The sequence below is a fragment of the Burkholderia sp. BCC0044 genome (genome assembly GCF_902832955.1).
Classification (GTDB): Bacteria; Pseudomonadota; Gammaproteobacteria; order Burkholderiales; family Burkholderiaceae; genus Burkholderia.
In genome coordinates this window covers 68629-89787 of the sequence record NZ_CADFDO010000004.1, presented here as the reverse complement: position 1 = coordinate 89787, position 21159 = coordinate 68629, and the positions used below count along the sequence as shown (strand labels likewise).

The 21159-nt window shown below is 67.6% G+C and carries 17 protein-coding genes and 1 pseudogene; 10 read left to right on the top strand and 8 right to left on the bottom strand.

The annotated features are described in order from the left end of the window. Positions 1-8: 8 nt before the first annotated feature. Together HWX14_RS23195 and HWX14_RS23190 are read right to left on the bottom strand one after the other, a co-directional pair. Complete coding sequence (locus tag HWX14_RS23195; protein WP_175884725.1) at positions 9-677, bottom strand: nitroreductase; 669 nt, start codon at positions 675-677, stop codon at positions 9-11. A 221-nt stretch (positions 678-898) separates the two neighbouring features. Next, the gene (locus HWX14_RS23190; protein WP_175884724.1) at positions 899-1876 is read right to left on the bottom strand and encodes a LysR substrate-binding domain-containing protein; all 978 of its coding nucleotides are present in this window, start codon (positions 1874-1876) and stop codon (positions 899-901) included. 57 nt (positions 1877-1933) lie between these two features. On the opposite strand from HWX14_RS23190, the gene HWX14_RS23185 reads away from it, so the two are divergent. The 3 genes from HWX14_RS23185 to HWX14_RS23175 all read left to right on the top strand — a co-directional run bounded on the left by HWX14_RS23185 (position 1934) and on the right by HWX14_RS23175 (position 5023). Next, the gene (locus HWX14_RS23185; RefSeq protein WP_175884723.1) at positions 1934-2833 is read left to right on the top strand and encodes an EamA family transporter; all 900 of its coding nucleotides are present in this window, start codon (positions 1934-1936) and stop codon (positions 2831-2833) included. A gap of 645 nt (positions 2834-3478) precedes the next feature. Beyond that, positions 3479-4633, top strand: coding sequence for a branched-chain amino acid ABC transporter substrate-binding protein (locus tag HWX14_RS23180; RefSeq protein ID WP_175884722.1), 1155 nt, complete (start codon positions 3479-3481; stop codon positions 4631-4633). A gap of 87 nt (positions 4634-4720) precedes the next feature. Continuing rightward, positions 4721-5023 (top strand): hypothetical protein, encoded by a 303-nt coding sequence (locus tag HWX14_RS23175; RefSeq protein ID WP_011549323.1) that lies wholly within the window; start codon positions 4721-4723, stop codon positions 5021-5023. Positions 5024-5118: 95 nt separating this feature from the next. On the opposite strand, the gene HWX14_RS23170 is transcribed toward HWX14_RS23175, so the two are convergent. Further along, on the bottom strand, positions 5119-8175 hold the full coding sequence (locus HWX14_RS23170; RefSeq protein ID WP_175884721.1) for an FAD-binding and (Fe-S)-binding domain-containing protein: 3057 nt from the start codon (positions 8173-8175) through the stop codon (positions 5119-5121). 152 nt (positions 8176-8327) lie between these two features. Between HWX14_RS23170 and HWX14_RS23165 the strand changes: the two genes are divergently transcribed. Then, positions 8328-9218, top strand: a complete 891-nt coding sequence (locus HWX14_RS23165; protein ID WP_175884720.1) for a LysR substrate-binding domain-containing protein — start codon at positions 8328-8330, stop codon at positions 9216-9218. Positions 9219-9240: 22 nt separating this feature from the next. On the opposite strand, the gene HWX14_RS23160 is transcribed toward HWX14_RS23165, so the two are convergent. Continuing rightward, positions 9241-10089 (bottom strand): LysR substrate-binding domain-containing protein, encoded by an 849-nt coding sequence (locus tag HWX14_RS23160; protein WP_175884719.1) that lies wholly within the window; start codon positions 10087-10089, stop codon positions 9241-9243. 111 nt (positions 10090-10200) lie between these two features. Between HWX14_RS23160 and HWX14_RS23155 the strand changes: the two genes are divergently transcribed. Continuing rightward, a complete protein-coding gene (locus tag HWX14_RS23155) occupies positions 10201-10848 on the top strand; it encodes a LysE family translocator (RefSeq protein ID WP_175884718.1) in 648 nt (215 codons plus the stop codon). Between the two features lie 60 nt (positions 10849-10908). Here the strand turns inward: HWX14_RS23155 and sfnG are convergent, their stop codons facing one another. After that, the gene (sfnG, locus tag HWX14_RS23150) at positions 10909-12012 is read right to left on the bottom strand and encodes a dimethylsulfone monooxygenase SfnG (protein WP_175884717.1); all 1104 of its coding nucleotides are present in this window, start codon (positions 12010-12012) and stop codon (positions 10909-10911) included. Between the two features lie 37 nt (positions 12013-12049). After that, positions 12050-12610 carry an FMN reductase gene (msuE, locus tag HWX14_RS23145; RefSeq protein WP_175884716.1) on the bottom strand — a complete coding sequence of 187 codons (561 nt, stop codon included), beginning with the start codon at positions 12608-12610 and terminating at the stop codon, positions 12050-12052. A 453-nt stretch (positions 12611-13063) separates the two neighbouring features. Here msuE and HWX14_RS23140 point away from each other — a divergent pair, with 453 nt between their 5' ends. Together HWX14_RS23140 and dhaL are read left to right on the top strand one after the other, a co-directional pair. After that, the gene (locus tag HWX14_RS23140; RefSeq protein WP_175884715.1) at positions 13064-14191 is read left to right on the top strand and encodes a sigma 54-interacting transcriptional regulator; all 1128 of its coding nucleotides are present in this window, start codon (positions 13064-13066) and stop codon (positions 14189-14191) included. A gap of 239 nt (positions 14192-14430) precedes the next feature. After that, positions 14431-16140: a dihydroxyacetone kinase subunit DhaL gene (dhaL, locus tag HWX14_RS23135; RefSeq protein WP_175884714.1), complete on the top strand. Its 1710-nt coding sequence runs from the start codon at positions 14431-14433 to the stop codon at positions 16138-16140. A gap of 19 nt (positions 16141-16159) precedes the next feature. Here dhaL and HWX14_RS23130 read toward each other — a convergent pair whose 3' ends face one another. Further along, on the bottom strand, positions 16160-16447 hold the full coding sequence (locus HWX14_RS23130; protein ID WP_175884713.1) for a DUF1330 domain-containing protein: 288 nt from the start codon (positions 16445-16447) through the stop codon (positions 16160-16162). 274 nt (positions 16448-16721) lie between these two features. Between HWX14_RS23130 and HWX14_RS23125 the strand changes: the two genes are divergently transcribed. Next, positions 16722-18107: an MFS transporter gene (locus HWX14_RS23125; protein WP_175884712.1), complete on the top strand. Its 1386-nt coding sequence runs from the start codon at positions 16722-16724 to the stop codon at positions 18105-18107. A gap of 383 nt (positions 18108-18490) precedes the next feature. Here the strand turns inward: HWX14_RS23125 and HWX14_RS23120 are convergent, their stop codons facing one another. Continuing rightward, positions 18491-19834, bottom strand: coding sequence for a PLP-dependent aminotransferase family protein (locus HWX14_RS23120; RefSeq protein ID WP_175884711.1), 1344 nt, complete (start codon positions 19832-19834; stop codon positions 18491-18493). A gap of 321 nt (positions 19835-20155) precedes the next feature. Here HWX14_RS23120 and HWX14_RS23115 point away from each other — a divergent pair, with 321 nt between their 5' ends. Together HWX14_RS23115 and HWX14_RS36890 are read left to right on the top strand one after the other, a co-directional pair. After that, on the top strand, positions 20156-20920 hold the full coding sequence (locus tag HWX14_RS23115; protein ID WP_244130310.1) for a sulfite exporter TauE/SafE family protein: 765 nt from the start codon (positions 20156-20158) through the stop codon (positions 20918-20920). Positions 20921-20980: 60 nt separating this feature from the next. Next, positions 20981-21133 (top strand): annotated as a pseudogene (locus HWX14_RS36890) (MFS transporter); the annotation flags it as partial. Positions 21134-21159: the final 26 nt, after the last annotated feature.

The following is a 21159-nucleotide window of genomic DNA, read 5'->3' as shown; positions in this document are numbered from 1 at the left end:
GAGCCGGTTTACGACGCCCCTTCGCAGTCCGACCAGTACGCAAACGGGTCGCGGTGTTTCGGATAGTGCTCGTCGAGCCATTTCAGCAGCGTCGCCCGCGCATTGTCCATGTCGGCCTTCAACGACGACGTCGTCAGTTCGTGCACTTCGATGGACTTTTCCCGATCGACCACGAAGCAGTTCCAGTCGGGGCCGTCGAGATCCGGATCGTCGGACGCCTTCGACGACTTGCTCCAGCCGAAACGCTTGCGCGCATCGATGTAGTAGCGCGGATGCACCTTCAGATACGACATCTCGCCGCCCTGCAGGCTGCTCTCGGCGCGCAGCACGTCGCGTTCGTCGACGATCTGCGTGACTTCCGGAAGCCGGCGCGAGCGCCATCCGGCCGGCAGCGTCGCCACCGCGCGGACGCTGTCGTAGGTGCCCCACTCGAGGCCCCACGCTTCGGCCATGCGTTTCATGAACGCGTCGGCGCTCGGATAACCGCGCAGCTGGATGCGGGTCGACAGCGTGACCTCCACCCCGCCGCGACCGCCGGATGCGCTCGACACCTCGTCGTCCGTTGCGAACGGATTGCCCGCACGCGGCGATTCGCGCTTCGCGTCCGCAGGCGCCAGGCCGGAAAAAAGTTGATCCAGCGCCGCACGCGCTTTCGACGATTTGTCTGGTCTATTCATCGGTTCCCTTTTCTGCAAATTTGAACCCGTACTGTCATGGTTGGAGAGTGGCCCATCTGCCGGCCAAACGCGCGATTCTGCCTCACTCCGGCGATCGCACCGTATTCCGCGGCTGCATTGTAACGATTCGGCGGCCCGGGCCGAACGAACGGAACGGACGGCCCGCCGCATGCGCGATGCGCGTGCCGAAGCGGTCGCCTGCGCGAGCCGCCATGTATGCGCTAGCGCAGCGCCTTCACCATCCGCTCCATCAACGCGAGCACCTCCGGCCGATTCTCGCCCTTCGCATGCACGAAGTGATAGCTGAGCAGCGAATCGACCTCGTGACGGCTCACGCGCACGAGCGCGCTGCGCTTCAGATACGCATCCGCAAGCGGCGTGCGCGCAAGCGCCACGCCCAGCCCCGCTTCGGCCGCCGCCAGCACGAGGTTGTAATCCTCGAACCGGCGATCCTGCGCACGCGGCTTGAACGGAATGCCGAGCGCGTCGAACCACGTGCGCCAGCCGGTCACGTCCGAATCGTGCAGCAACGGCATGTCGAGCAGCGCGGCGTCGCCCGCTCCGCGGCGCATCCTCGCCAGTTGGCCGGCGAGCCGCGGATGCGCGACCGGATACAGCCGTTCCGGCATGAACGGCCGGGTGTCGAGCCGACGCCAATTGCCGCGCCCGTAGCGGATCGACAGATCGGCTTCGCCGCCGGCGATATCCACGTTGCGCAGTTCGATGCCGAGCTCGATGCGCAACGCGGGCGCTTCGCTCTCGAGCGCCGGCTGCCGCTCCAGCAGCCACAGCTGCGCGAACGCGGGCACCACGCTCATCCGGACCAGCCGCGGCGTGCGCGGCGTGCGCCATTGATCGGCCGCGCTGTCGATGATCGCGAACGCCTGCTCGATCCGGCCGACGAAGCGCTGCCCGTCCGGGGTCAGGCGCACGCCGCGCGCATGCCGTTCGAACAGCGCCATCCCGAGCCAGTTTTCCACGGCGGCCACGCGTCGGCTGATCGCGCCGTGCGTGACGCCGGAGACGTCCGCGGCCGCGAGAAACGAACCCTCGCGCGCCACCGTGCAGACCGTCTCCAGGCTCGCGAGCGGCGGCCGCGGGGCCGGCATCGGCGCGGCGGCCGACGGCCCGCCGGCCACCTGGCGCGCACGCGCCGGACCGTCGGCTCGCCGTGCCCCCGAGCTGTGAGCCATATTCATATCCGCGTGTTGATCTGTGCGCTAGCTTAACATCTCGCCACGCCGCACCATTGCCGCATGAATACCCTTTCGTCACCGACGTCGCGCGGCGCGCGACAACCGCTCGTCGCGGCAGCCGCGGTCGCGTTCACGATCGTCTCGTGGGCGTCCGCGTTCCCGTTCATCCGGATCGGCCTGCACGGCCTCGCGCCGCTGCAGCTCGCGGCCGCGCGCTTCGCGACCGCCGCGTTGCTCGTGATCGCGTGGCTCGCATGGCGACGGCCGCCGCTGCCGACGAAAGCCGATGCGTGGCGCTTTCTCGCATGCGGCCTGCTCGGCATCGCACTCTACAACGCGCTGCTCAATACCGGCGAACAGACCGTGTCGGCCGGCGCGGCGAGTTTCATCGTGAATACGCTGCCGATCTTCACCGCATTGCTGGCCGCCGTGTTTCTGCGCGAGCGCTTCAATCGCTGGGGCTGGCTCGGTTCGCTGGTCAGCCTGGCCGGCATCGCGGTGATCGCGCAAGGGCAGCCGGGCGGCCTCGTCCTCGGCTCGGGAAGCACGCTGATCCTCGGCGCGGCGCTGTGCTCGGCCAGCTATTTCGTGTTGCAGCGGCGGCTGATTCCCGTGTACGGCGCGCTGCCCTGCACCGCGTACACGCTGCTGGCCGGCGCGGTGTTGCTCGCGCCCTGGCTGCCCGGCGCGCTCGTGTCGCTCGGCGGCGGGTCGCGCGACACGGCGCTGGCCGTCGTCGTGCTCGGCGTCTTTCCCGCCGCGCTCGGTTACGCGACCTGGACCATCGCGCTCGGCTACTTCGGCGCGGCACGCGCGGCCAGCTTTCTTTATCTGACGCCGGCGGTCGCGACGCTGCTGTCGGTGGTGCTGACGGGCGAGCGGCCCGGCATCGCGACGGCGTGCGGCGGCCTGCTGGCAATTGCAGGCGTGATCGTCGTCGCGTTGCGTGGACGGTCGTAGCGTCGAGTGCTTGCAGCGAATTGCGTGGCCGCCGCGACGATCCGGATTTGCCGCGCCGCGAGTCCCAGAACGCCCCGGCTTCTGCCGATCTGAATAGACCGTTCGGTCGACGCAATCGGCACCCATTCATTGACGTCGCCGAACTTGACCGTTAGTTGCATACGAATAGCGATCGCTCTCGATGAAGCATGACCATGAAACCCATACGCGATTCGCAACTGACCAAACTGTGCAGACAAATCGACCGAACAGTTCACGATTGACCGCATGTCAGTGTCCATGGCTTCGCCGTGGCGACCGGCCGAATAATGGATGCGGCCGTAAGGCCGACGACAGCGAATCGCAGTCTTGGGGTCCGCCGCAGCGCACGATTTCCGGCATCCGGAACCTTCGACATCCGGGCGCCGACCCGCGCCGCACGGCCCGCTACGAGATTCGCCGCAGCGCGCAAAACCGGCTTCATATATATTCATACGATTGCATGACGTCCGGCGACGATTCGCCCGCTCGCCCGGGCGGCAGGTCACACGGCCGGATGCCATGCAAATGAAGCCCGCGATGGGCACGGAGACTCGTCCGATCGCCCCGGCCCGCAGCCGGCCGGTCGAGACGTCAATAGAAAGACATTCAATTCGGAGATGGCAGATGGAACGAAGCACTGTCGGCATGCGCTGCAAACCCCTGATCACCGTTGCACTGGCTGCCGCCGCGTTCGCGGCCGCGTCGAGCGCGATGGCCGACCAGGTCGTGAAGATCGGCAGCGTCGAACCGACGACGGGCGGCATCTCGCACCTCGGCAAGGACAACGAGAACGGCGCGCGCCTCGCGGTCGAGGAAATCAACGCGAAGGGCCTGACGATCGGCGGCAAGAAGATCACGCTGCAGCTCGACGCGCAGGATGACGCGGCCGACCCGCGCCAGGCGACGCAGGTGGCGCAGAAGCTCGTCGACGACAAGGTCGTCGCCGTCATCGGCCACCTGAACTCGGGCACGTCGATCCCGGCGTCGAAGATCTACAGCGACGCGGGCATCGTGCAGATCTCGCCGTCGGCCACGAACCCGACCTACACGCAGCAAGGCTTCAAGACGACCTATCGCGTGGTCGCGACCGACGCGCAGCAGGGCCCGGCGCTCGCGAGCTATGCGCAGGCGAAGGGCGTGAAGAGCGTCGCGGTGATCGACGATTCGACCGCGTACGGCCAGGGCCTCGCGAACGAGTTCGAGAAGAAGGCGAAGGCGCTCGGCCTGAAGGTGCTGTCGCACGACGCGACCAACGACAAGGCGGTCGACTTCCGCGCGATCCTGACGAAGGTCAAGGGCGAGAACCCCGACGCGATCATGTACGGCGGCATGGACGCCACCGGCGGCCCGCTCGCGAAGCAGGCGAAGCAGCTCGGCCTGCGCGCGAAGATCCTGTCCGGCGACGGCGTGTGCACCGATTCGCTGGCCCAACTGGCCGGCCCGGCGGCCGACAACGTGCTGTGCTCGCAGGCAGGCGCTGCGCTCGAGAAGATGCCGGGCGGCGCGGATTTCCTCGCGAAGTACCAGAAGCGTTTCAACCAGGGCATCAAGTTCGACGCGCCGTTCGCGTATGACGCGGTCTACATCGCGGTCGACGCGATGAAGCGCGCGAACTCGACCGACCCGGCGAAGATCCTCGCGGCGATGCCGGCGACGAAGTACGACGGCGTGATCGGCACGACGACGTTCGACGCGAAGGGCGACCTGACGCACGGGATCATCTCGATCTACGGCTACAAGAGCGGCAAGAAGACCTTCCTCGACCAGGTGAAGATGTAACCCGACGCGGCGCCGGCACGACGGGAACGCCACTCGTCGGCGCCGGCGCCGCGCGGGCCGAATGCTGATTCACGGAGACGAAGCATCATGTGTGCAATGGCGTATGCGGAATTCCAACAGGAGTTGAAGAAGGCGCAGTTGACGGCGCGCGAGTTCGCCCGCCTGATCCGGATGAACGAAAGTTCGATCACCAACTATTCGAGCAAGGGCACCGTCCCTTCCCACCTCGCGGTCATCGCGAAACTGATCGGCACGCTGGCCGCGCACGAGATCGATTTCCGGCGCGTGATCCGGCAAATGCGGATCGAGCCGAAACGGCCGCGCGGCGTCGGCGTGTTTCCCGCAGCGGAAAAACCGCGGTCGCGAAAAGCAGCGAAAGCCGACGCCTGACCCGCGCCGGCGAAGGTCGACAGCGGCACGGGGATGGCCGCTCGACGCGCGATCGACGCGCTCTTACGGGCCGCGCAACCCACGCCGCCCCGTTGTCACTCCACCGTCCGCACGTGATCGAGCAGCGCCTGCAACGGATGGCGCACCTGCTTCGACGACAACCGCTTCACCTGGCTGCGACACGAATACCCGGTCGCCAGCGCCTCGCCCTCCTGCTGCGCCCCATCGACGTGCGCGGCCCACGACTGCGCATAGATCGTCTTCGACGTCGCGAGATTGCGCGCCTCGTGCCCGTACGTGCCCGACATCCCGCAACACCCGGCCGCCTGAACCTGCAAGCGCAACCCGCGACGGGCGAACACCTGCGCCCATTGCTTGCCGCTGTCCGGCGCGTTGGTCTTCTCGGTACAGTGCGGCAGCAGCCGATATGAAACCGTCGCGCTGCGCGCACCGGCTTCGGGCAGCGCATCCAGCAGCCATTCCTGCGGCAGCGCGACCTTCGGCACGTCGGCGAGCCCGGTCACCTTCAGGTATTCCTGCCGATACGTGAGCGTCATCGCCGGATCGAGACCGACCAGCGCGACGCCCGAGCGCGCCAGCGCGGCCAGTTGCGTCGCGTTGCGGATCGCCGCCTTCGCGAATGCATGGAGAAAGCCCTGCACGTGCAGCGCCTTGCCGTTCGGCGCGAGCGGCGCGAGCCACACCTGGAAACCGAGGCGCGCCGCCAGCTCGATCAGCGTCGCCAGTTGCTCGGTATCGAAATAGCGCGTGAACGTGTCCTGCACGATGACGACGCTGCGCGCGCGCTGTGCGTCGCTCAGCGCGGCCAGCACGTGCGGGTCGGCCGGCTTCACGTTCCATGCGCGGATTACGGCCGCGAGATCGAAGCGGCTCAGCAACGGGCTGTCGACCATGCCGACCCGGCGCTCGAGCAGCGTCCTCACCCAGCCGGCGCCCATCAACCCGTTGTACAGCGCGGGCACGCGCGCCATCCACGGCATCGTGAATTCGAGCGAACCGATCAGGTAGTCGCGCAGCGGCCGCAGGTAGCGCTGGTGATACAGCTCGAGAAAGCGCGAGCGGAACTCGGGCACGTTGACCTTCACCGGGCATTGCCCTGCGCACGACTTGCATGCCAGGCACCCGGCCATCGCGTCGTACACCTCGTGCGAGAAATCCGCGGCGCCATCGCGGGTGTTGCCGGCGTTGCGGGTGTTGCGCCAGCGCTCGGCCAGACCGCGCAGGAACGGCTGCCGCGTGCGCGCCGCCGCGACGACGTCGACGCCGGCCTGCCCTTGCAGACGCAACCATTCGCGCATCAGCGACGCGCGCCCCTTCGGCGACTGCACGCGTTCGCGCGTCGCCTTCCACGACGGGCACATCGCGTCGTCCGGATCGAAGTTGTAGCACGCGCCGTTGCCGTTGCAATGCATCGCGGTGCCGTAGCTCTGCCACACGCGCTCGTCGATCTGCCGGTCGTGGTCGCCGCGTGTCGGCACCTCGTCGATCTTCAGCAGCCGCAGCGTGGGGTCCGGCGGCGTCGCGATCTTGCCCGGGTTGAACTGGTTGTGCGGATCGAACGCGGCCTTCAATTGCTGCAACGACGGATACAGCTCGCCGAAAAACGCCGGCGCATATTCGGAGCGCACGCCCTTGCCGTGCTCGCCCCATAAAAGGCCACCATGGCGCTGCGTGAGTTCGGCCACCGCGTCCGACACGGGCCGCACCAGCGCGGCCTGTTTCGGGTCCTTCATGTCGAGCGCCGGGCGCACGTGCAGCACGCCTGCGTCGACGTGGCCGAACATCCCGTACTGCAACCCGTGGCCATCGAGCAGCGCGCGGAATTCGGCGATGTACGCGGCGAGGTTCTCGGGCGGCACCGCGGTATCCTCGACGAACGGCTGCGGACGCGCCTCGCCCTGCACGTTGCCGAGCAGGCCGACCGCGCGCTTGCGCATCGCATACACGCGCTTGACCGCATCGTCGCCGGTCGCGAGCGTGTGGCCGAGCCGCTCCACGCTCGTATCGGTGCGCAGATGCTCGACGAACGCGCGCACGCGTGCATCGACGTCGTGTTCGTCGTCGCCGCTGAATTCGATCAGGTTGATGCCGAGCGTCGGACGCGCGTCGTCCTGCGGGAAATACTCGGCCACGCTGCTCCACACGAAGTCCTTCATCGCGAGCATCAGCACCTTCGAGTCGACCGTCTCGATCGACAGCGGCTCGAGTTCGAGCAGCGCACGCGCATCGCGCAGCGCGTCCATGAAGCCCGCGTAACGCACGTTGACCAGCACCGAATATTTCGGAATCGGCAACACGTTGAGCTTCGCCTCGACGACGAAACCGAGCGAGCCTTCGGCGCCGCACAGCACGCCGTTCAGGTTGAAGCGGCCGTCGGGTTCGCGCAGGTGCGCGAGGTCGTAGCCGGTCAGGCAGCGGTTGAGCTTCGGAAATTTCGCGTCGATCAGCGCGGCCTTGTCGTCGCTGATGCGCCGCGCGGTGCGATACACCTTGCCGACGCGATCCTGCCGCGCGCAGCGGCGTTCCAGTTCTTCATCGCCGAGCGCATCGCTGTGCAGCCGCTCGCCGCCCATCAGCACGAAATCGAGTTCGAGCACGTGGTCGCGCGTCTTGCCGTACGTGCAGCTACCCTGCCCGCTCGCGTCGGTGTTGATCATCCCGCCGACGGTCGCACGGTTCGACGTCGACAACTCCGGCGCGAAGAACAGCCCGTGCGGCTTCAGCGCCGCATTGAGCTGATCCTTGACGACGCCCGCCTCGACGCGCACCCAGCGCGCTTGCGCGTTGATTTCGAGGATCCGGTTCATGTTGCGCGACAGGTCGACGACGATGCCGTCGGTCAGCGATTGCCCGTTGGTGCCGGTGCCGCCGCCGCGCGCGGCGACCGCGACGTCGCGGTGCGCGGGCTCGGCCAGCAGCCGGGCCAGCAACTGGACGTCGTCCGCATGCGCGGGGCAGATCACAGCCTGCGGCAGGCGCTGGTAGATCGAGTTGTCGGTGGCCTGCACGGTCCGGTTCGCGTGGTCCGCGCGGATTTCCCCGGCGAAGCCGGCGGCCTGCAGCGCGGCGAGAAAATCGCGGTAAACGTTCGCGGACGGGCTGACGGGGCGGGGCAATGGAGCGATCGACATGAGGCAAAAACGCAGTGTGGGTGGCGCCGGTGGCTTAACGTGCGTCGAAACATGATCTTTTGGCAAGTTTCCGCGCAACCGGAATTCCAGTATCTTTGGATATTCCGTCAGAAACAAACGAATTTTCGCCCGTCGAAGCTTGCATAAAACTCATGAATTACCGTCGCCTCACCCCGTCGATGTCGCTGCTGCTCGTATTCGAGGCCGCCGCACGGCATGAAAGCTATACGCGCGCGGCCGACGAGCTGTCGCTGAGCCAGAGCGCGATCAGCCGGCAGGTGCAGACACTCGAAGATCAACTCGGCGTGCCGCTGTTCCGGCGCGAGGGCCGCTCGGTCAAGCTGACCGAAGTCGGCCGCCGCTACTTCGCCGAGCTGAGCGGCGCGCTCGGGCGCATTCGCGGCGCGACGCTGCAGGCGATGTCGCACCAGGCCGGCGCCGGCTCGCTGCGGCTGGCGACCCTGCCGACCTTCGGCTCGAAATGGCTGTTGCCGCACCTGCATGGCTTCTACGCCGCGCATCCCGGCGTGACCGTGCACCTTCATTCACGGATCGGCGCGATCGATTTCCTCAACGACGACCTCGACGCGGCGATCACCGTCGGCGCGGACGACTGGCCGGGCCTGCACGCGCACCGGCTGTACAACGAGTTCCTGATCGCGATCGCGCCGCCGGACACGGGGTGCGGCCGCAAGGCCGATGCGCGCACGCCGGCCTGGGCCGCGAAGCAGACGCTGCTGGGCGTGACGAGCAATCAGCAGGCCTGGGCCGAGTGGTTCTCGCACTATCGGCTCGACCATCGGCAGATGCGTATCGGCCCGAGCTTCGAGCTGACGTCGCACCTGATCCAGGCCGTGCGTGCCGGAATGGGGATCGGGCTGGTGCCGAAGGTGCTCGTGGAGGACGAGTTGAGCCGCGGCGAACTCGTGTCGATCGGCGACGCGATTACCAGCCAGCGCAGCTATTACCTGGTCTACCCGCCGGGCAACGAAACGCTGCCGTCGCTCGTCGCGTTCCGCGAATGGCTGCTGGCGTCGTGCTGACACGCTTCCGGCGACGTGCCGGTCAGGCACGCCATTCGCCGAGAATCTGCTCGGCGAGGTAGTCGCACGGCGGGCGCGCGGACTGCGCGCTGCGCGCGAGCACGACGTCGAGTTCGCCGAGCGACGGCAGCCCGTGGCTCTCCGACAGCTGCAACAGGTGATCGGGCACGCAGCAGCGCGCGAGCGGCGCGATCGCAAGGCCGGCCTCGACCATGCTGAGCAGCCCGAGAAAGCTCGGGCTTTCATACGACATCCGGAACGGAATCTTCTTCCGATTCAGCGCCTTGATCGCATGGTCGCGCGCCATGCTGCCGTGCGAGAACAGCGCGACCGGCAGCGGCCGCTCTTCCCACACGTTCCGTTTCGGCGATCCCGTCCAGACGATCGGCTCGAGCCGGATCAGCTCGCCGGACACGCCCTTGACGCGGGTCAGGCATGCGAGGTCGACCGTGTTGTCCTTCAGCATCGGCACCAGCGCGCTGCTCGGCTGGCCGATCACGCGCACTTCCACGCGCGGATGCATCGCGGCGAACTTGCCGAGCACCTGCGGCAGCAGCGACGAGATGTAATCGTCGGGCACGCCGATCGTGACGCGGCCGCGGATCTCCGGACGCACGACCGACGCCCACGCCTCGTCGCGCATCGCGAGCATCCGGCGGCCGTAGTCGGCGAGCATCCTGCCGTCGTCGGTCGCCGTCACGTTGCGCGTGTCGCGGATGAACAGCGGTTTGCCGAGCGCGTCTTCCAGCGTCTTGATCTGCATGCTCACCGCCGACGGCGACCGGTGCACGCGTTGCGCGCCCTGCGCGAACGATCCGGATTCCGCGACGGCCACCACCATCGCGAGCACATCGAGGTCGAGCTTCTTCATGTCTGCTCAGAAAAACTGATCAATCGATTCAGTTTATCCCGTTTTACTGTTCATCTCCAGCGCCGGACAATGAACCCCGTCAGCACTCATTCGACGCAGGAAGCGGAAAACATGCAAACGTCCGGATCGATCTACGGGTTTCTCGTCATCGGCGGCATGCTCGCGGTCACGCCGGGGCCGAACATGGTCTACGTGATGTCGCGCTCGATCGCGCAAGGGCGCGCAGCCGGGCTCGTTTCGCTCGCCGGCGTGATGCTCGGCTACCTGTTCTACATGTTCGCCGCGGCGTTCGGCATCACGACGCTGTTCATGAGCGTGCCCTATGCGGGCAGCGTGCTGGGCGCGGTCGGCGCGACCTACCTGCTGTACCTCGCGTGGCAGGCAGTGCGGCCGGGCGGCCGCTCGCCGTTCGAGGTGAAGACGTTGCCGAACGAGCAGCCGCTGCGGCTGCTCGCGATGGGCGCGACGACCAGCGTGCTGAACCCGAAGCTCGCGATGCTGTTCGTGTCGCTGTTGCCGCAGTTCATCGACTACGGGCAGGGCAGCGTGTTCGGCCAGTCGCTGTTTCTGGGCTCGCTGCTGATTGCCGCGTTCGCGTCGGCCAACGGGCTGGTGGCGATCTGCTCGGGCAGCCTGGCGAAGTTCCTGCACGGCCGCCCGACGCTGCTGCTCGCGCAGCGCTGGGCGATGGGCGCGGTGCTCGGCGGCCTCGGCGTGGAGATGCTCGTCGATGCGTCGAAGATGGCGGGTATCGCGTAAGCGTCGCGCCGCCGCGCGGGCCCGCACGATCGCGGGCCGCGCGCTGGCGGCGGGTCGGCGTCACGCGGCAATGGCCTGCCGCTGCGCCTCGAGTTCGCGCACGAGCGGCAGCACGCGCTTGCCGAAGTACTCGACTTCCTCGATGAAATGCAGGAACCCGGCCAGCACGAGATCGACGCCGATCGCCTTCAGCGCGACGATCCGCTCGGCGATCTGCTGCGGCGTGCCGATCAGGTTCGTGCGGAAGCCGTCGTTGTACTGCACGAGATCCTCGAACGTCGATTTCGCCCAGTTGCCCTCGCCTTCGGGCGACGCCTTGCCGGCCTCCTTCACCGCGTCGCCGAACGCGTGCACGGCCTCGACGTGCGCGTGCCGGATGATGTCGTCGAGCACGGCTTTCGCTTCTTCCTCGGTGTCGCGCGCGATCACGAACGCATTGACGCCGATCCGCACGCGATGGTTGTTCGCGGCCGCCTTCGCGCGGATGTCGTCGATCTGCGCCTTCAGGTTCTCCGGCGTATTGCCGTTCGTGAAATACCAGTCCGACACGCTCGCCGCGTTGTCGCGCGCCGCGCGCGAGCTGCCGCCCTGGAAAATTTCCGGATGCGGCTTCTGCAAAGGCTTAGGGCTCAGCGTGTAGTCGTTGAAGCGGTAGAAGTCGCCCTTGAACGTGAAATTGTCCTGCGTCCAGATGCCCTTGAGCGCCTGGATGAATTCCTTCGAGCGCCGATAGCGTTCGTCGTGCTCGAGCCACGGCTCGCCGATCGCGGTGAATTCGCCCTTGAACCAGCCGCTCACGACGTTGATCGCGATGCGCCCGTTCGAGATGTGGTCGATCGTCGCGAGCTGCTTCGCGACCACGGCCGGATGCCACGGCCCCGGCAGGATCGCGGCGAGCACCTTGAGCTTCGTCGTCGCATGCAGCAGCGCCTGACTGAACGACACCGACTCGTGCTGGTATTCGGCGCCGTAGCCGGCCGTGAAGCGGATCTGGCTCAGCGCGTAGTCGAAGCCGGCCGCCTCGGCCGTGCGCGCGAGCTTCTGGTTGTATTCGAGGCTCCAGTCGGTTCGCTGCTCGATCGTGCTGACGACGAGGCCGCCGCTGACGTTCGGCACCCAGTACGCGAATTTGACGCCATCGGCGGAAGGGTCGGGAAGGCTCATGAAGGTGTCCTGGTCGAAGGGGAAACGAAAAAGCGGCTTACGCGGCCGCGGCGGAAAGCGCGTGCGGGCGCAGTTGCGGCACCGCGCGCGCCACGGCGAGCGCGATGCGCTCGCGCAACGCCGGGTTCGCGATCTGGTACTGGTCGAAATCGCTTTCGGACGCATACACGCCGATCGGCAGCGTGCGCGCCTGGAAGAAGCTGAACAGCGGGCGCAGTTGATGGTCGATCACGAGCGCGTGGCGTTCGCTGCCGCCGGTGGCCGCGAGCAGCACGGGCACGTCGACGAGCGCGTCGTGGCGCACGAGGTCGAACAGGTGCTTGAAGAGCCCCGTGTACGACGCGCGGTACACCGGGCTCGCGACGACGAGCGCGTCTGCCGTCTCGATCGCGCGGATCAGCGCATCGAGATCGTCCGGCACCTGCGCGCGCGTGAGCGCGCCGGCCAGCCGGCTGCCGATCTCGCCGAGTTCGATCAATCGCGTCTCGATCGGCAGCGCGGCGCCGAGCGCCGTGACGATCGCGTCGGTCAGCGCCAGCGTGCGCGACGGCCGCTGCAGGCTGCCTGATATCGCGACGACGTTGAGGGTGTGGCTCATGCAATGCGTTCCCGTGGTGGAGCCGCGTGCGGTGCGGCGATACCGGTTCGGGTCAGCAAGGAGCGTGCCATCGGTGCGGCTGCGGGACGGAAGAGTCATCTGCATCCCGAAACTTTTCGCGATCGCCCGCCAGAAATGGCGCTCGACCAAATGCGCGACAGTGGCAAGCGTTCCGGCGCGCGCGTCACATCGATATTCCGTCACGCGATGAACACCGCGCAGCGGGTCTGCGGATGCGCTGCTGATCAGGCAGCAGCGCAGCGCACGCGATAACGCTGAATTCGACGTTTGGACGTCACGACACCGCCGCTCTTCCGCGCCGTTGCGGGTTCCGCAGCAATCGCGCTTTGGTTATCAGAAATCGATGCTTTTCGTGCGCGGCGAAACGTTCAACACTCTGCTGACCACGCAGCAGCCGGGCCGCATCGCCTGGCGATCCAACGGTTCATCGCCATGACTTCCATTTCCGCTTCGCCTCGCCCGCTCAACCTTCGTGTCGTCAACACTTCCCGCGACCCGGCCGGGCTTCAGGCCGCGGCGCCCGTGCCCGCGCTGCCCGAACGTCACGCGCAGGCCCGCGCGCACGCGCAAGTGTTCGCCGATCCGCGTTCGCTCGCGCTGCTCGAACAGGTTCGCCGCGTAGCACCGAGCGACGCGAACGTGCTGATCGTCGGCGAGACGGGCACCGGCAAGGAACTGATCGCGCGCCACGTACACGAACTCGGCGCACGGCGCGACGGGCCGTTCGTCGCGGTGAACTGCGGCGCATTTTCCGAAACGCTCGTCGACAGCGAACTGTTCGGTCACGAGAAAGGCGCGTTTACCGGCGCATTCAGCGCGAAGCCCGGCTGGTTCGAAGCCGCGCACGGCGGCACGCTGTTTCTCGACGAAATCGGCGACCTGCCGCTCGCGATGCAGGTCAAGCTGCTGCGCGTGCTGCAGGAGCGCGAGGTCGTGCGGCTCGGTTCGCGCACGGGCATTCCGGTCGACGTGCGCGTGGTCGCGGCGACCAACGTCGACTTGCAACGGGCCGTCGCGGCCGGGCATTTTCGCGGCGACCTGTTCTACCGGCTCAACGTCGTGCAGCTCGCGGTGCCGCCGTTGCGGGATCGCCCGGGCGACATCCTGCCGCTCGCGCGCCACTTCCTCGACATTTACCGCGACCGGCTCGGCGGCGGGCCGCGCCGCATCGATCCTCGCGCCGAGCGCCGGCTCGAGGCACACGGCTGGCCCGGCAATATCCGCGAACTGGAGAACGTGATCCATCACGCGCTGCTCGTGAGCCGCCAGGACGCGCTGCAGCACACCGACCTGCACATCGCGCCGCCGTGCCTGCCGAGCGTGCCCGCGCCTGTGGCCGATTCGTCCGCCGACGCACAGGCGGCGCTCGAACACGCGCTGCGCAACCTGTTCGACGACGGCCATGGCAATCTCTTCGAACACATCGAGGACACGGTCATGCGCGTCGCGTTCGAATTCAGCCATCGCAACCAGATCCGCGCCGCGCAGTTGCTCGGCATCAGCCGTAACGTGCTGCGTGCGCGGCTGATTCGCGCGAAGGCGATCACCGCGCTGAAATAGCGGCATCCGGCGCGATGACGCGCCATCACGTCATCGCGCCGCGATCCGTGCCGCAACATCCGAACCTGATGTATCGTGGCGCGACGCGTACGCTTCGTTGCCCGCTCTGCATCCGGCCGTCGGTCATGCGATCGCCTGCGACCGGCAACCGCTCACGCACGATCCTCCGCAACACGAAAGCCGTCCGGCGCCCGTGCGCGCCCGGCCGAGCCCTGTTCACCCGTCCGGAATCCGTCGCCATGAAAAAGCTTGTGAACCGCCCGTCCGACGTCGTGCGAGAAATGCTGGAAGGCATCGCGCGGCAATCGCCGCATCTCGCGATCCTCGGCGACGAGCACGTGCTCGTCCGCCAGCCGCTGCCCGAGCCGTCGCAGCGGCCGGTCGCGATCCTGTCCGGCGGCGGCAGCGGCCACGAGCCCGCGCACGGCGGCTACGTCGGCGAAGGGATGCTGAGCGCGGCCGTGTGCGGCGAAGTGTTCACGTCGCCGTCGACCGACGCCGTGCTCGCCGCGATCCGCGCGAGCGCCGGCCCGAACGGCGCGCTGCTGATCGTGAAGAACTACACCGGCGACCGCCTCAATTTCGGGCTCGCCGCCGAGCTCGCGCGTGCGGAAGGCATTCCGGTCGAGACGGTCATCGTCGCCGACGACGTGTCGCTGCGCGGCCGCGTCGAGCGCGGCCAGCGACGCGGAATCGCCGGCACCGTGCTGATCCACAAGCTCGCGGGCGCGGCCGCCGCGCGCGGGCTGCCGCTTGCCCGCGTCGCGAGCATCGCGCGCGACGCGGCGGCCGAGCTCGGCACGATGGGCGTCGCGCTCGACGGCTGCACGATCCCGGGCGCCGACAAGTCGGGCTTCAGCCTCGCCGATCACGAGATCGAGCTGGGCCTCGGCATCCACGGCGAGAAAGGCGTCGAGCGCCGCGCGCCGCTGCCGGCCGACGCGCTGGCCGACACGCTGCTGTCGAGCATCGTCGCCGATCTCGTGCTCGACCGCGACGAACGCGTCGCGCTGTTCGTCAACGGCCTCGGCGCGACGCCGGACATGGAACTCGCGATCGTGCTGCGCGCCGCGTTCGACAACCTGAGCCGGCGCGGCATCGTCGTCGCGCGCGCATGGGCCGGCACGTTCCTGTCCGCGCTGAACATGCCCGGCTGCTCGATCTCGGTGCTGCGGCTGAACGACGAACGCGCGGCGCTGCTCGACGCGCCGACGCAGGCGCGCGCATGGCCGGGCGGCGGCATCGTGAACACGCAGATCCGCGTGGCCGCGGCCGCGTCGCAGGACGCGCCGCCGCCACCGCTCGATACGGCGGGCCGTGCGTGGGCCGCGCGCCTGCAACCGGCGCTGCACGCGGTGGCGCAGACGCTGATCGACCACGAACAGACGCTGACGGATCTCGACACGGCAGCCGGCGACGGCGATCTCGGCGCGAGCATGCGGCGCGCCGCGCAGGCGGTCCTCGAATTGCCCGACACCGCGTACGGCACGCCGTCCGGTGCGCTCGCGGCGCTCGGCGCCGCGTTGCGCCGCGCGATCGCCGGCAGTTCGGGCCCGTTCTATGCGACCGCGCTGCTGCGCGCGTCGCGCCGGCTGGCCGATGTCGCCGATAGCGCCGAGCCGTCGCCGCGCGACTGGGCCGCGGCGTTCCGCGCGGCGGTGGATTCGATCAGTGAACTGGGCGGCGCGCAGGCCGGCGACCGGACGATGCTCGATGCGCTGGTGCCGGCCGTCGACGCATTCGGCCGCGCGCTCGACGGCGATCGCGATCCCGCGAGCGCGTGGACGGCGGCAGTCGAAGCGGCCGAGCGAGGCGCGGAGGAAACGGCGCGCATGGCGCCGCGCGCGGGACGGGCCAGCTATCTCGGCGAGCGCGCGATCGGCACGCCGGATGGCGGTGCGGTGGCCGTGTCGTACTGGCTGCGCGCGCTGCTGCCGCACGTGCGGTAACGGGCGCGCGCGGCCGCGCTCAGACGCCCTCGACCAGCACCGCGCGATAGCGCGCGCCGTTGAACCGGTGCTGGACGACCGCCTGGTATTCGGGGCCGTGATACCACGCGTGCGCGGCCTCCTTCGACGGGAACTCGACGATCACGACGCCTTCCGGGCCTTCACCCTCGAGGATTTCCTGCGGCCCATATGCGGCGAGCACCTTCACCGGATGGCCGGCGAGGGTCGCACCGACCTGGCTCGCGTAGAGGTCGAGCTCATGCTGGTCCTGCGTGCTTTCCCGCGTAAAAACGATGTAGGTCGCCACGATATGCGCTCCTGTTGAAGGGTGAAAAAAGGGACGCCACGCGCTGCACGGTCCGATGAATGCCGCGTGGCAGCGCGCAGCTTACCGCCGTTCGCCGGCCGGCGCCGCGCCGAGCCGCGACGAGCCGGCCACGGCCGCCGCGGGCCGCCCCGCCCCGGCGCGGGAAAACCCCGATCCCCACATCGTCCTATGACATCCGGCCAGGCGAATTGGCGGGATTACTTTGATCCTCGTCGGCGCCCGCCCGGGCGCATGCTGATAGCGAGGACCCCTCATGCGATACGTGCCATCGTGGACTTCCGTTTCCGCCGCGTCGTCGATTCCCGACGACGCGACCACCCAACGCGGCGACGAGCCGCACAGCCTGCCGCGCGTCGCGATCGCGGCCGCCGCCCTCGGCAATGCAACCGAATGGTTCGATTACGGTATTTACGCGTACGGCCTCGCGTATATTTCCGCCGCGCTGTTTCCCGGCAACACCGCGAGCGCGACGCTGTTCGCGCTCGGCACGTTCGCGATCTCGTTCCTGATCCGCCCGCTCGGCGGCCTGTTCTGGGGCCCGCTCGGCGACCGGCTCGGCCGCAAGCGCGTGCTCGCGCTGACGGTCCTGACGATGTCGGGCGCCACGTTGCTCGTCGGCGTGCTGCCGAGCTATGCGACGGCCGGCTGGCTCGCGCCGGCCGCATTGATCGTGCTGCGCATGGTGCAGGGTTTCTCGACCGGCGGCGAATACGGCGGCGCAGCCACCTTCATCGCCGAATACGCGCCGGATTCGCGGCGCGGCCTGTGCGGCAGCTTCCTCGAATTCGCGACGCTCGCCGGCTTCTCGCTCGGCGCGTTCCTGATGCTCGGCTTCGCGCTGCTGCTCGGCGATTCGGCGATGCATGCATGGGGCTGGCGCCTGCCGTTCCTCGTCGCGGCGCCGCTCGGCCTGATCGGCTTCTACCTGCGCTCGCGCCTCGAGGAAACGCCGGTGTTCCGCGAACTCGAGGAACAGGCGCACCGCCGCGAGAAAAACGCCACCGCCGCGCTGCCGGTCCGGCTGCTGCTGGTGCGCTATGCGAAGCCGCTGCTGCTGCTCGGCGGGCTCGTCGTCGCGCTGAACGTCGTCAACTACGTGCTGCTCGCGTACATGCCGACCTACATGCACAAGGAACTCGGCGTCGGCGAGAACATGTCGTTGCTGATTCCGCTGATCGGCATGCTCGCGATGATGGTGCTGCTGCCGTTCGCCGGCTGGCTGTCGGACCGCGTCGGCCGCAAGACGATGTGGTGGTTCTCGCTCGTCGGGCTGTTCGTCGCGGCCGTGCCGATGTTCACGCTGATGACGCACGGCCCGCTCGGCGCCTTCATCGGCTTCGCGGTGCTCGGCGTGCTCTACGTGCCGCAGCTCGCCACCATTTCCGCGATGTTCCCGGCGATGTTCCCGACCCACGTCCGCTATGCGGGCATGGCGATCGCGTACAACGTGTCGACGTCGCTGTTCGGCGGCACCGCGCCGATCGTCAACGACTGGCTGATCGGCAAGACCGGCAATGCGCTGATTCCCGCGTACTACATGATGGCCGCGTGCGCGGTCGGGCTGGTCGCGCTGCTGGCGGTGATCGAGACGCGCGGGTGTTCGTTGCGCGGCGAAGCCGTGCCGGGACAACCGGGCTGACGCATTCGCGACGGATCGCCTCCGGTTTCCCATAAGCGGCAACCTTCGCATCGCCCGCCTTCCGGCAACGGAGGCGGGCGATGTGCGTTTCGGGACGGGTCGACGGCCACCGCGGTTCCGATGCGCTTCGGCCGGAAGCAGTCGTTGGCCGTCGACGGAATTGACGGCCGTGAGCTCGCCCGAAGCGGACAGGCGTGCAAAGCGTCGGCCGTATCTTCAAGCCGCCGGAGCCGCCGTTTCGGCTCGGCCAGGTGGCCGGCCCGAGGTTCTCGATCGCCTGCGCGTGAATCGATGCGGCTCAAGCGTTGCGTTGAGGGCGTCGGCGCCGAACGACTGTCCGACGACTACGCGCGAGCGGCCAATCGAGCGTCGCGGCGCAGACCTTATTCGGTCGAATCGAAATCCTCTTCTCTTGCATTCAGGATTCCGCTCAATGTGAGCAGACCCGCGTCGAGCTGCTCCATCGTCGGCGCGGCAAGCGCCAGCCTGACGGCGTTCGGCGCATGGCCGGGCGCGGCCGCGAAGGTGGTCGAGGGCGTCAACGCGATGTCTCGCCGCGCCGCGGCCGCGACCAATGCCTGCGAGCGCCAATGGGCCGGCAGCGTCAACCACAGATGAAAGCATTTGCCGTTCGTCTGAATGTCGAAATCCGACAGACGGTCGGCGGCCAGCTTCTGACGGGCCACCGCATCGATGCGTTTCAGTCGGGCGAGTTCGGCAACCGTACCGTCGCTCATCAATCGCTGCGCGGCGGCAAATGCAAATCCCGATGCCGTCCATCCGCCCGAGCGCACCGACGCCATCACGGTTTCACGCAACCGATGCGGCGGCACGATGAAGCCGAGCGTCAACCCCGGCGCCACCTTCTTCGACAGGCTGTCGATCATGATGCAATTGTCCGGTGAGAGGGCGGCAAGCGGCGGTTGGTCGTCGAGGAAGCCATACACGTTGTCCTCGATGATCGGAATGCCGAGTTTTTCCACGACGCGCAACAGATCTTCCCGTCGCGCGGCGTTCATTGTCATGCCCAACGGATTCTGGATGGCGGGCTGAATGTAGATCGCCGAGAGATTCGCGTCCCGGTGCGCTTTGAGTACGGCGTCGGGGCGCACGCCGCCTTCGTCCATCGCGAGCGGGACCAGCGTGATACCGAGGCGAGCCGCGATGCCCTTGATGAACGGGTAGGTCAAGGTTTCGACGCCGCAGCGCCCGCCCGTCGGAACCATGGCGCCGACCGCGGCCGCAATGCTTTGTCGTCCGTTCCCCGTGAAGACCAGTTGCTCGGCAGAAGGCGCCCAACCATTGCCCGCCAGACATGCGGCGGCGACGTTCCTGAGAGCGGGCGTGCCACCGCTGGTTGCCTGACCCAGGGCGCTCGCGAGCGCCGCAACGCTTTCGAGCCCGCTCAGGCTTCTCGCGATGAGTGTCATCTGGTCGGGCAGTATCGGGTAATTGAACTCCAGATCGATCCGGACGTCGCGCGGCTCGCCCGGCGCCGCCGCGCCGCGCCTTGCGTCGCCCGAAACGAACGTTCCCCGCCCGACCTCGCCAACGACGAGCCCTCGCCGCAACAACTCCGCATAGACCCTGCTGGCCGTCGACACGGCGATCTTTCGCTGGTCCGCGAAATTGCGCTGTGGCGGAAGCCGGTCGCCCGGCCTGAGCGTTCCGTCAGCAATGTCAGCGGCGATCGTGTCGGCCAACTTCAGGTATTCGGATTTTGACATTCAATGCACCGAGTTCAATATATATTGCACCGAGATCAATGTTTTTATTGTACCGAGTATGACGCCGGTGCATGCTGTCTTCATCGCCTGATTGTATCGGGATTGCCCAGCTTCCACGGCCAATGTGCACGCGCTTCGTTTCGACGAAATCCACGCGGGCGTCGGATTGTCCTCGGAGCATTCATGGAGACGCACTATGCCTTTCACCGCTTCGATGACCGCCCACCCTGCGTCTGCGAGAAGGACGACGGGGCCTTCACGCCTGTCGGGCGTGTGTGACGCCGACCGCGCGAGGTCATCGTGATGATTTCGTCGACCGGAATGGATCTGCAACTGACCCTCATCACGGTACTGATCGCCTTTGCGGGCGTGTTCCTGATCTCGTTCATGAAAGGGGCCTTCGGCGGCGGTTTTTCGATCGTCGGTATTCCGTTGCTGTCGTTGGTGATGGATCCGGTGACCGCGGGCGGCATGCTCGCGCCGCTGTTCATCGCAATGGACCTGTTCGCATTGCGCTACTGGAAGCCTTCGACCTGGTCGAAGCCGGACCTGATGCTGCTTTTGCCGGGGCTCGTGACGGGCATCGGCGTCGGCTATCTGACGTTCCGGCTCCTCGACCACCGCGCGATCGCGATCGTGATGGCGGCGATCACGCTGATCTTCGTCGGACTATGGTGGGTCGGAGGCGCGGCGTTGACGGTCCGTCCGCGTTCGACGCCAAAGGCGATCACGGCGGGTCTTGCCTCCGGCGTGACCACGATGGTCGCGCATTCGGGCGGCCCGCCGCTCGCCATGTATCTGCTGCCGCTCGGCCTCGGCAAGGAGGTCTATGCGGGGACGACAAGCATGTTCTTTACCGTGGGCAACGCGACCAAGGCAGTGCCATGGCTGCTGCTGGCCAGGCCGACGGGCAATGTCTGGATCGTGATGGCGGTCTGCCTGTGTGCAATTCCTGCTGGTGTAATAGCCGGTTGGCGGCTTCACGCGAAACTGGATCAACGCCAGGTTTATCGAGCCTGCTACGGGCTGCTGGTGCTGGCCGCGGTGAAACTGCTTTGGGATGGCGTAACGGGGTATCTCGCGTAAGCGTGGCAAGCCTGTCGCGATGTCGTACCGGGCGAGCGGGAACGGCATATCGGCGGGGGAGATGACTGGCTGATCGGCACGACCGGCAACGCGCTAATTCCCGCTGACTACATGATGGCCGCCTGCGCGGTCGAGCTGGTCGCGCGGCTGGCAGTGATCGAGACGCGCAGGTGTTCGCTGCGCGTCGAAGCCGTGCCGGGGCAACCGGCCTGACCCGCGCGCCGGCCGCGCCCGGCTTC